Source organism: Kitasatospora sp. DSM 101779, from assembly GCF_025655475.1.
GTDB lineage: Bacteria > Actinomycetota > Actinomycetes > Streptomycetales > Streptomycetaceae > Kitasatospora.
On record NZ_JAHTIK010000001.1, the window covers coordinates 4,166,109 to 4,177,531 of the forward strand.

General features: G+C 70.5%; 7 protein-coding genes and 1 pseudogene. All 8 read right to left on the reverse strand.

Annotation, left to right across the window (positions count from 1 at the left end):
* Positions 1–203: pseudogene (locus tag KSNIM_RS18930) on the reverse strand (hypothetical protein); the annotation flags it as partial.
* Positions 204–335: 132 nt separating this feature from the next.
* Positions 336–2,927: a DNA gyrase subunit A gene (gene gyrA, locus KSNIM_RS18935; RefSeq protein ID WP_411543740.1), complete on the reverse strand. Its 2,592-nt coding sequence runs from the start codon at positions 2,925–2,927 to the stop codon at positions 336–338.
* A gap of 52 nt (positions 2,928–2,979) precedes the next feature.
* Positions 2,980–4,980, reverse strand: a complete 2,001-nt coding sequence (gyrB, locus tag KSNIM_RS18940) for a DNA topoisomerase (ATP-hydrolyzing) subunit B (RefSeq protein WP_263104397.1) — start codon at positions 4,978–4,980, stop codon at positions 2,980–2,982.
* 271 nt (positions 4,981–5,251) lie between these two features.
* Positions 5,252–5,809, reverse strand: a complete 558-nt coding sequence (locus KSNIM_RS18945; protein WP_263104398.1) for a DUF721 domain-containing protein — start codon at positions 5,807–5,809, stop codon at positions 5,252–5,254.
* Between the two features lie 107 nt (positions 5,810–5,916).
* Positions 5,917–7,050: a DNA replication/repair protein RecF gene (recF, locus tag KSNIM_RS18950; protein WP_263104399.1), complete on the reverse strand. Its 1,134-nt coding sequence runs from the start codon at positions 7,048–7,050 to the stop codon at positions 5,917–5,919.
* A 29-nt stretch (positions 7,051–7,079) separates the two neighbouring features.
* Positions 7,080–7,955: a phosphogluconate dehydrogenase (NAD(+)-dependent, decarboxylating) gene (gene gnd, locus KSNIM_RS18955; protein WP_263104400.1), complete on the reverse strand. Its 876-nt coding sequence runs from the start codon at positions 7,953–7,955 to the stop codon at positions 7,080–7,082.
* Between the two features lie 171 nt (positions 7,956–8,126).
* Positions 8,127–9,257, reverse strand: a complete 1,131-nt coding sequence (dnaN, locus tag KSNIM_RS18960) for a DNA polymerase III subunit beta (protein WP_030270114.1) — start codon at positions 9,255–9,257, stop codon at positions 8,127–8,129.
* 1,020 nt (positions 9,258–10,277) lie between these two features.
* Positions 10,278–11,423: chromosomal replication initiator protein DnaA (gene dnaA / locus KSNIM_RS18965; RefSeq protein WP_263104401.1), on the reverse strand; the 1,146-nt coding region annotated here is incomplete at its 5' end.

An 11,423-nucleotide genomic window follows, 5' to 3' on the forward strand; every position in this document is an offset into this window, starting at 1 on the left:
GGGGCGGCCGGCGCGGTGCCGCCGCTCGCGGCGTAGCCGCCGGGGCCGGGCTGGCCGGCGGAGGCGACGGGGGGCATCAGCGAGGTGGAAGCGGCCGGGTGCTCGGCCGGAGGCTGCGGTACGCCGCTGTAGGGCGTTCCGCCCTGCGCGGCGCCCGGCGCTCCGCCCGCGGCACCTCCCGCTCCGCCCGTGGCTCCACTCACCCTGGTCCTCCCGCTTTTCCCTCCCGGTCGGCCGCCGCCGCCCGGTCATCGTCTGTCGGCCGGCCCCGGCCGGGGTGGCCGGCGGCCGGCGCCGCCCTCGGGGAGGACCGCGCCGGCCGCCCGGACGTGCGGTCAGGCCTGGTCGGCCGTGCCGTCCGCCGTCGTCGTGTCCGTGTCGGCCCGAGCCTCGTCGGCCTCGCCCTCCACGGTGTCCTCGTCCTCCGCCTCCGCGTTGCGGGCCATGCCCACGACCGCGTCGCGCTTTCCGAGGTTGATCAGTTGGACGCCCATGGTGTCACGTCCGGTTTCACGCACCTCGGAAACCCTTGTCCGGATCACGCCGCCCGAGAGGGTGATGGCCATGATCTCGTCGCTCTCCTCGACGACCAGGGCGCCGACCAGCGAACCCCGGCCTTCGACGATCTTCGCCGCCTTGATGCCGAATCCGCCGCGTCCCTGGACACGGTACTCGTCGACCGACGTCCGCTTGGCGTAGCCGCCGTCGGTGGCCGTGAACACGAAGGTACCCGGCCGGATCACGTTCATCGAGAGCAGTTCGTCGTCCTCGCGGAAGGCCATGCCCTTCACGCCGGAGGTGGCGCGGCTCATCGGACGCAGTGCCTCGTCCGTTGCGGTGAACCGGATCGACTGGGCCTTGCGGGAGATGAGCAGCAGGTCGTCCTCGGCGGAGACCAGCTCGGCGCCGATCAGCTCGTCGTCCCGGCCCTCCTCGTCCTGGCGCAGGTTGATCGCGATCAGGCCGCCGGAGCGGGGGGAGTCGTAGTCCTTGAGCGGGGACTTCTTGACCAGGCCGGCCCGGGTGGCGAGGACGAGGTACGGCTTGTCCTCGTAGGTGCGCACCGCCATGACCTGGGCGATGTGCTCCTCGGGCTGGAAGGCGAGCAGGTTGGCGACGTGCTGGCCGCGGGCGTCGCGGCCGGCGTCCGGCAGCTCGTAGCCCTTGGCGCGGTAGACCCGGCCCTTGTTGGTGAAGAACAGGATCCAGTTGTGGGTCGTCGTCACGAAGAAGTGGTCGACGATGTCGTCCTGCTTGAGCTGCGCGCCGCGCACACCCTTGCCGCCGCGCTTCTGCGAGCGGTAGAGGTCGGAGCGGGTCCGCTTGACGTAGCCGCCGCGGGTGATGGTGACGACGATGTCCTCCTCGGCGATGAGGTCCTCGATGGAGAGGTCGCCGTCGGAGGGGATGAGGGTGGAGCGTCGCTCGTCGCCGTACTTCTCGACGATCGCGGTGAGCTCCTCGGAGACGATCCCGCGCTGGCGCACGGGGGAGGCGAGGATCTGGTTGTACTCGTTGATCTTCGCCTGCAGCTCGTCGTGCTCGCTCAGGATGCGGGCGCTCTCCAGGGCGGCGAGGCGGCGCAGCTGCATCTCGAGGATGGCGTTGGCCTGAATCTCGTCGATCTGGAGCAGGCCCATCAGGCCGGTGCGGGCGGCGTCGGCGCTCTCCGAGGCCCGGATGAGGGCGATGACCGCGTCGATCTGGTCGAGGGCCTTGAGCAGGGCGCGCAGGATGTGGGCGCGCTCCTCGGCCTTGCGCAGCCGGAAGGTCGTCCGGCGGACGATGACCTCGATCTGGTGGGCGACCCAGTGCCGGATGAAGGCGTCCAGCGAGAGGGTGCGCGGCACGCCGTCGACCAGGGCGAGCATGTTGGCGCCGAAGTTGGTCTGCAGGTCGGTGTGCTTGTACAGGTTGTTGAGCACGACCTTGGCGACCGCGTCCCGCTTGAGCACGATGACCAGGCGCTGGCCGGTCCGGGACGAGGACTCGTCGCGGACGTCGGCGATGCCGGCGATCCTGCCGTCCTTGACCAGGTCGGCGATCTTCAGCGCGAGGTTGTCCGGGTTCACCTGGAACGGCAGCTCGGTGATCACCAGGCACTGCCGGCCCTGGATCTCCTCGACCTCGACGACCGCGCGCATGGTGATCGAGCCGCGACCGGTGCGGTACGCGTCCTCGATGCCGCGCCGGCCCACGATCAGCGCCCCGGTCGGGAAGTCCGGGCCCTTGATCCGCTCGATCAGGGCTTCCAGCAGTTCCTCGTGGGAGGCCTCCGGGTGCTCCAGCGCCCACAGCGCGCCCGAGGCCACCTCGCGGAGGTTGTGCGGCGGGATGTTGGTGGCCATGCCGACCGCGATGCCGGTGGCACCGTTGACCAGCAGGTTGGGGATGCGCGCAGGCAGGACGCCGGGCTCCTGCGAGCGGCCGTCGTAGTTGGCGGCGAAATCGACGGTCTCCTCGTCGATGTCGCGCATCATCTCCATGGCCAGCGGCATCATCTTGCACTCGGTGTAGCGCATCGCCGCGGCCGGGTCGTTGCCCGGGGAGCCGAAGTTGCCGTTGCCGTCGACCAGCGGCATCCGCATCGACCACGGCTGGGCCAGGCGCACGAGGCTCTCGTAGATGGCCGTGTCACCGTGCGGGTGGTAGTTGCCCATGACGTCGCCGACGACGCGGGCGCACTTGTAGTAGCCCTTCTCGGGGCGGTACCCGCCGTCGTACATCGCGTAGAGCACGCGCCGGTGCACCGGCTTGAGGCCGTCGCGGACCTCGGGCAGGGCACGGCTGACGATGACGCTCATCGCGTAGTCGAGGTAGGAGCGCTGCATCTCCGTCTCGAGCTCGATCGGCTCGATCCGCAGGGTGCTCTGGGCCTCGGTGTTCTCCGGAGTGTCGTCGCCGTCCGGACGGTTGTCGTCGACCACTGGTGGTCAGTTTCCTTTCACGCGTGACTGGTCCGTGGGATCCCGCTGGGGATCACACGTCCAGGAAGCGGACGTCCTTGGCGTTGCGCTGGATGAAGGAGCGGCGGGCCTCGACGTCCTCGCCCATCAGGACGGAGAACAGGTCGTCGGCGCGGGCGGCGTCCTCCAGGGTCACCTGCAGCAGCAGGCGGTGCGCCGGGTCCATGGTGGTGATCCGCAGCTCCTCGGCGTTCATCTCGCCGAGACCCTTGAAGCGCTGGATGGCGTCGTCCTTGGGGAGGCGCCGGCCGGCCTCGACGCCGGCCGCGATCACGGCGTCGCGCTCGCGGTCGGAGTAGGCGTACTCGAAGTCGTCCTTGCCCCACTTGATCTTGTACAGCGGGGGCATCGCCAGGTACACGTACCCGGACTCGACCAGCGGCCGCATGAAGCGGAAGAGCAGGGTGAGCAGCAGGGTGCGGATGTGCTGGCCGTCGACGTCGGCGTCGGCCATCAGGACGATCTTGTGGTACCGCAGCTTCGCGGCGTCGTAGTCCTCCTGGATGCCGCAGCCGAAGGCCGAGATCAGCGCCTGGACCTCGGTGTTCTGCAGCACCTTGTCGATCCGCGCCTTCTCGACGTTGAGGATCTTGCCGCGGATCGGGAGGATCGCCTGGGTGCGCGGGTCGCGGCCCTGCTTGGCCGAGCCACCGGCCGAGTCGCCCTCGACGATGAAGATCTCGCACTCCGCCGCGTCCTTGGACTGGCAGTCGGAGAGCTTGCCCGGCAGCGAGGCGGTCTCCAGCAGGCCCTTGCGGCGGGTCAGGTCGCGGGCCTTGCGGGCGGCAACCCGGGCGCTGGCGGCCTGGATGGACTTGCGGATGATGTCCGCGGCCTCGTTGGGGTTGCGGTCCAGCCAGTCGGCGAGGTGCTCGTTGACCACCTTCTGGACGAAGGTCTTGGCCTCCGTGTTGCCGAGCTTGTCCTTGGTCTGGCCCTCGAACTGCGGCTCGCCAAGCTTGACCGAGATGATCGCGGTCAGACCCTCGCGGATGTCCTCGCCGGAGAGGTTGTCGTCCTTCTCGCGGAGCAGCTTCTTGTCGCGGGCGTACCGGTTCATCAGACCGGTCAGCGCGGCGCGGAAGCCCTCCTCGTGGGTACCGCCGCCGTGGGTGTGGATGGTGTTGGCGAAGGAGTACACGCCCTCGCTGTACGACGCGTTCCACTGCATGGCGACCTCGACGGAGATCGTCCGGTCCTTGTCCTCGGCCTCGAAGGAGATGACCGAGGGGTGGACGATCTCGCCCTTGCGGGAGTTGAGGTGCGCGACGAAGTCGGCGATGCCGCCGTCGTAGCGGTAGGTGACGGAGAGCGGGTTGCCCTCGTCGTCGTAGTGCTCGGGGCGCTCGTCGGTCAGCGAGATGGTCAGGCCCTTGTTGAGGAAGGCCATCTCCTGGAAGCGGCGGGAGAGCGTCTCGAAGGAGTAGACGGTGGTCTCGAAGATGTCGCCGTCGGCCCAGAACGTGACGCTGGTGCCGGTGCGCTCGGTGGCCTCGTGCCGGACGAGCGGGGCGGTCGGCGCGCCCATCTTGTAGTCCTGCGTCCAGCGGTAGCCGTCCGTGTGGATCTCCACCGCGAGGCGGGTGGAGAGCGCGTTGACGACCGAGACGCCGACACCGTGCAGACCGCCGGAGACGGCGTAGCCGCCGCCGCCGAACTTGCCGCCGGCGTGCAGCACCGTGAGGACGACCTCGACGGCCGGCTTGTCCTGCCCGGGCACGATGCCGACGGGGATGCCGCGGCCGTTGTCGACCACCCGCACACCGCCGTCGGCGAGGATCGTCACCCCGATGGTGTCCGCGTGCCCGGCCAGCGCCTCGTCGACGGAGTTGTCCACGACCTCGTACACCAGGTGGTGCAGGCCGCGCTCACCGGTCGAGCCGATGTACATGCCCGGGCGCTTGCGGACGGCGTCCAGACCCTCCAACACCTGGATGGCATTGGCGTCGTAGGACTTCCCGGTCGCAGGGTCGATGGATTCATTGGTCTGGCTGGGGTTGCCGGAATCGGCCACGAAGCGCCCTCTCTGGCACAGCGCGGGCCGCACCCCCGCCCCTTCGTCGGGCGGGTCTGCGACCACGGCGTTTCGACTCGGTTGCTGCGAGCAACAGCGTTTGCGCTCCAGTCTACCGGTACGACTGACAGAGACGGGCGTTTGGCAGCCCCTGAGGGCAGATGTGCCGCCCTGAATCCCCTCCGCACATGTCCCGATACTCGATAGGGGGGCTCAGAGCCCCTGGACGGGCCGCCAGCCGTTCCGGATCCGTTCACTCCGGGTGATGCCGTCATCCCCAGGTGTCGCCCGGGCCGCGGCTGCCCGGCGCACGCAGCCGGCCGTAGCCGCGCTTGGGGGCGTCCGGCCCCAGCACCTTGATCACCCGCACCGTGCCGTGCCCCAGCTCATGGTTCAGGCGGGCCACCAACTGTCGTGCCAGGAGCCGGAGTTGGGTGGCCCACGCGGTGGAGTCGCACTGCACGGTGAGCACCGCCGCGGCCTCCTCGAACTGCTTGGGCACGCAGTGCGCCGCGATGTCCGGCCCGACGATCTGCGGCCAGCGGCCCATCACCCCGCCGACCGCCGCCGGCGCCTCCCAACCCCGCTCCGTGATCAAACGGTTCAGCGCGGCACCCAGCGGGACCGGATCGCGGCCGTCCGCCCGCGCCCCGCTACGCAGCCCGTGCCGCTTGGCCTCGCGCTTCTCCCTGACCTGCTCACCGCGCTGCCGCGCCTGCTCCTTGGCCGCCCGCAGCGCCACCCGGGCCAGGTCGACCCCCGACGGACCGGCCTGACCGGCACCCTGCGGACCGGCCTGACCGGCACCCTGCGGCGGCGTCTCGCTCATGGCGCGGCTCTCCCTCGTCGCGGCAACACTGAGCCTTCCAGGGTACGCACCGGGCCGGCCGCCACGGGCGCGGGGAACGGCGCGACGCGGGCCTCCTCCCCCTGCTCCTAGGGATCGAGCCGGGTGACCGTGCCCTCGGAGACCGCGTAGCGCGCGCCGGTCAGGGCCTTCGGGACGTCCTCCGGCACCGCCGCGGTCACCAGCACCTGTTCGCCGCCGGCCACCAGCTCCGCGAGCCGGTCCCGGCGCCGCGCGTCCAGCTCGGCGAACACGTCGTCCAGGATCAGCACCGGCTCGCCGCCGTCCGCCTTCAGCAGCTCGTACGAGGCCAGCCGCAGGGCCAGCGCGAACGACCAGGACTCGCCGTGGCTGGCGTACCCCTTCGCCGGCAGCGGACCGAGCCGCAGCACCAGCTCGTCCCGGTGCGGGCCGACCAGGGTCAGCCCGCGCTCGATCTCCTGCTTGCGCATCCCCTGCAGCGCCCCCAGCAGCTGCTCCTCCGCCTGCTCCCGGCTGGTGGGCAGTGCCCCCTCGAAGGAGCTGCGGTACTCCAGCACCGTCTCGCCGGCACCCGGCGCGAGCTGCCGGTACGCCTCCGCGACCAGCGGCTGCAGCGCACCGACCAACTGCAGCCGGAAGGCGGTCAGCTCGGCGCCGGCCCGGGCCAGGTGGCCGTCCCAGATCTCCAGGGTCGAGAGGTCGGCCCCCTTGCCGCCGCCCGCCCGGCGGGCCATCGCCGCCGTCTTCAACAGGGCGTTGCGCTGCTTCAGCACCCGCTCGTAGTCCTGCCGGACACCGGCGAGCCGCGGCGCCCGCGCGGTCAGCAGCTCGTCCAGGAACCGCCGCCGCTCTCCCGGGTCCCCCTTCACCAGGGCGAGGTCCTCGGGCGCGAACAGCACCGTCCGCAGCAGCCCCAGCACGTCGCGCGGCCGGACGTTGTCCGAACGGTTGATCCGCGCCCGGTTGGCCTTCCCCGGGGTGATCTCCAACTCGACCAGGGTGGGCCGCTGCTCCCGCACGATCGAGCAGCGGACGACCGCCCGCTCGGCCCCCAGCCGGATCAGCGGGGCGTCGGTGGCCACCCGGTGGCTGCCGAGCGTCGCCACGTAGCCGACCGCCTCGACCAGGTTGGTCTTGCCCTGGCCGTTGGGGCCCACGAACGCGGTGACGCCCGGGTCGAGGGGCACCTCGACCCGGGCGTAGGAACGGAAGTCGGCGAGCGACAGATGCGCGACATGCATGGTGGTGGACTGCGCCCGCCTTCCGTGGACTACTTCGACTCGACCGCGTGGCCGCCGAACTGGTTGCGCAGGGCGGCGATCATCTTCATCTGCGGCGAGTCCTCCTGCCGCGAGGCGAAGCGCGCGAAGAGCGAGGCGGTGATCGCCGGCAGCGGCACCGCGTGGTCGATCGCGGCCTCGACCGTCCAGCGGCCCTCGCCGGAGTCCGCCGCCCAGCCCTTGAGCTTGGCCAGGTGCTCGTCGTCGTCCAGCGCCCGGACCGCGAGGTCCAGCAGCCACGAGCGGATGACCGTGCCCTCCTGCCAGCTGCGGAAGACCTCGCGCACGTCGGTGACCTCGGGGGCGGCCTCCAGCAGCTCCCAGCCCTCGGCGAAGGCCTGCATCATCGCGTACTCGATGCCGTTGTGGACCATCTTCGCGAAGTGGCCGGCGCCGACCTTGCCCGCGTGCACCGAACCGAAGTCGCCCTCGGGCTTCAGCGCGTCGAAGATCGGCTTGACCCGCTCGACGTGCTCGGCGTCGCCGCCGTACATCAGCGCGTAGCCGTTCTCCAGGCCCCACACTCCACCGGAGACGCCGCAGTCGACGAAGCCGATGCCCTTGGCGGCCAGCAGCTCGGCGTGCGCGATGTCGTCCGTCCAGCGGGAGTTGCCGCCGTCGACCACAACGTCACCGGGCGAGAGCAGCTCGGCGAGCTGCTCCACGGTCTCCTGGGTCGGACCGCCGGCCGGCACCATCACCCACACCACGCGCGGGCCGTGCAGCTTCTCGATGAGCTCCTGCAGGCTGTCGACATCGGCGAGGTCCGGGTTCCGGTCGAAGCCGATGACGGTGTGGCCGGCGCGGCGGATGCGCTCGCGCATGTTGCCGCCCATCTTGCCGAGACCGATGAGGCCGAGCTCCATGACAAGTCCTTCACTGTGGTTTCGTGCCGAGACGGCGGCGCCGTTGCCGCGCTGCCCTGAGCCTACGCCGCCCAGGAGCGAGGCCCCGCCGGTCGCAGCCGACCGGGCGAGGCCTCGTCGTCCACAGGGTGTGGACCGGGTGCGCCCGCCTGCGGACGGCGGGCGCCGCGGTCAGCCGGAGAGCCGGACCGGCATGATCAGGTACTGGTACGCCTCGTCCGCCTCGGCGTCCACCGCGGGCTTGCCGCTGAGCAGCGCCGGCTTGGTCGGCGTGGTGAAGCTCAGCTGGGCGAAGGCGGAGTCGATGGCCTTGAGGCCCTCCTCCAGGTAGCCCGGGTTGAACGCGATCGAGATGTCGTCGCCCTCGAGGTCGGCGTCGATCCGCTCGGTGGCCTGGGCGTCGTCGCCGGAGCCGGCTTCCAGGGTCAGCACACCCTGCTCGAAGCTCAGCCGGACCGGGGTGTTGCGCTCGGCCACCAGGGAGACGCGCTTGAGCGCCTCCAGGAACGGCTGGGTCTGGATCGCGGCGACGGCGGAGAACTCCGTCGGGAAGAGGCTGCGGAACTTCGGGAACTCGCCCTCCAGCAGCCGGGTGGTGGTGCGGCGGCCGGCGCCCTCGAAACCGATCAGGCCCTCGCCCGCGCCGCCCGAGGCCAGCGCGATGGAGACCGTGTCGCCGCTGCCGAGGGACTTCGCGATGTCCTGCAGGGTCTTGGCGGGCACCAGGGCGACCGCGCTGATGTCCGGCTGCTCGGGCTTCCACAGCAGCTCGCGGACGGCGAAGCGGTACCGGTCGGTGGCGGCCAGGGTGATCCGGTCGCCCTCGATCTCGACCCGGACACCCGTGAGCACCGGGAGGGTGTCGTCGCGCCCGGCGGCGACGGCGGCCTGGCTGACGGCGGACGCGAAGACGTCGCCGGAGACCGTGCCGGTGGCGGTCGGCATCGCCGGCAGGGCCGGGTACTCGTCGACCGGCAGCGTCGGCAGGGTGAACCGCGAGCTGCCGCAGACCACGCTGACCCGCATCCCGTCGGTGGAGATCTCCACCGGCCGGTTCGGCAGGTTGCGGGAGATGTCGTTGAGCAGGCGGCCGGAGACCAGGACGGTGCCGGCCTCCTCGACGTCCGCCTCCAGCTCGACCCTGGCCGAGACCTCGTAGTCGAAGCCGGAGAGGGCCAGGGAGCCCTCCTGGGCCGTCAGCAGCAGGCCGGCCAGCACCGGCACCGGCGGCCGCGCCGGGAGGCTGCGAGCCGCCCAGGCCACCGCCTCCGCGAGGACATCACGCTCCACCCGGAACTTCACCGGTAACCGCCTCCTGGCTCACTGCTGTGCGCTGCGCGCTCGATCGTCTCGGTGCACTGGGCCGCCCGGCGCAACCGCCCGGCTTCCAGTTGCCGAGAACAGTCTGACGTACTCCACCGACAGACGGAGCAGATGGGCGGAAGCAACCCGAACAAGTGTCGGGATCGCGTTGTCCACAGATTTCGGCCCGCCCCCCTGTTGATCAAGCTCAGGGGTCTCTATGTGTAGTGGTAGTAGTAGGGCCTGTGGAAACCGTGGATAACCCCGTTTCCGCAGGTCAGGCCCACTATTTTGTCCACAGTCGCTGTGGACGGCCGCTGTGGACAACCCGGCCCTGCTGTGGACGACCGAGAGTTACCCACAGGGCACGCTGAGTATCCACAGGTTATCCCCAGCTCTGTCCCCAGATGATGCCCCGGTTATCCACGGGCGTCGAGCAACATCACGTGACGCCTTTCACACCTGGGGGTGAACATCTGCGCCGAGTTGTCGAACTGTGGATACAGCTGTGGAGAACCTGGGGACAACTCTCGGTTTCCTGGGGACAACCGGTGGACAACCCGATCGGCCGACTGGCGGAACGTCAACTATCCACACCCTGTGGATAACTGTTGTGCACAAGTCCACAGCCACCTGACCTGCGGGGAAGAGCGTAACCCGGACGGCCCTGTGGACGAATTCTGGATAACTCCGCCTCCGCACACCTGTGGACGGGGGAAAACCTCGCCGTCCTGTGGATTGCGCCGCCCCGCGACCGACCCGTTCGAATTGCTGAACGCATGTTCCATTCGGCGCATTTCCCGCCCCTCGCGCCCTCGACCGGATGCTGCCCCGGCGCGGCGGCGTCCACACCTGCCGTAGGACCCCGCCCGGCGCCCGTGCCGACCCTCCGCCGATGCCGTGCGGACCCTGTGCCGGCCCCGGACGGGCGTCGGACGCGGGTACGGCGAAGGCCCCGCCGACGGTGCGTCAGCGGGGCCCGGAACGCCCGATCGCCACCCGTACGGGGCGCTCGGCGGGTCAGCTCTTGATGCGGTTGGTCAGCTCGGTGACCTGGTTGTAGATCGAGCGGCGCTCGGCCATCAGCGATCGGATCTTCCGGTCGGCGTGCATCACCGTGGTGTGGTCGCGCCCGCCGAACTGGGCGCCGATCTTCGGCAGCGAAAGGTCCGTCAGCTCGCGGCAGAGGTACATGGCGATCTGACGTGCCGTCACCAGCACGCGGCTGCGCGAGGATCCGCAGAGGTCGTCCACGCCCAGGCCGAAGTAGGCGGCCGTCTGCTGCATGATCACCTGCGCGGTGATCTCCGGCCCGGCGTCCTCGTCGCCGCCCGGGATCAGGTCCTTGAGGACGATTCCGGCCAGCTCCAGGTCGACCGGCGCCCGGTTGAGGTTGGCGAAGGCCGTGACCCGGATCAGTGCGCCCTCCAGCTCGCGGATGTTCCGGGTGATCCGGGAGGCGATGAACTCCAGCACGTCGGCCGGCGCGTTCAGCTGCTCCTGGATCGCCTTCTTCCGCAGGATCGCGATCCGGGTCTCCAGCTCCGGCGGGGTGACGTCGGTGATCAGACCCCACTCGAAGCGGTTCCGCAGCCGGTCCTCCAGCGTGATCAGCTGCTTGGGCGGCCGGTCCGAGGACAGCACGATCTGCTTGTTGGCGTTGTGCAGCGTGTTGAAGGTGTGGAAGAACTCCTCCTGCGTGGACTCCTTGCTCGCCAGGAACTGGACGTCGTCCACCAGCAGGATGTCCATGTCCCGGTACCGCTTGCGGAACGCGTCCGCCTTGCCGTCGCGGATCGAGTTGATGAACTCGTTGGTGAACTCCTCGGAGCTCACGTACCGCACCCGGGTGCCGGGGAACAGGCTGCGCGAGTAGTGGCCGATGGCGTGCAGCAGGTGCGTCTTGCCGAGGCCGGACTCGCCGTAGATGAAGAGCGGGTTGTACGCCTTCGCCGGGGCCTCGGCCACGGCGACCGCGGCCGCGTGCGCGAAGCGGTTGCTCGCGCCGATGACGAAGGTGTCGAAGAGGTACTTGGGGTTCAGCCGGGCCGGCTCGTCCTTGCGGGCGCCGCCCGCCGGGGGGGCACCGGGCGGTGCGGGTACCCCGGGGGCCGGGGTGCGCTCGGGCAGCGCCGGGGGAGCCGCGGCCGCCGGCGGGGCGACGGG

Bases quoted from the DNA above. Each gene is read 5' to 3' on its own strand.
- KSNIM_RS18945 (WP_263104398.1), bottom strand. From the start codon at position 5,809: ATGAGCGAGACGCCGCCGCAGGGTGCCGGTCAGGCCGGTCCGCAGGGT.
- gnd (WP_263104400.1), bottom strand. From the start codon at position 7,955: ATGGAGCTCGGCCTCATCGGTCTCGGCAAGATGGGCGGCAACATGCGC.
- recF (WP_263104399.1), bottom strand. From the start codon at position 7,050: ATGCATGTCGCGCATCTGTCGCTCGCCGACTTCCGTTCCTACGCCCGG.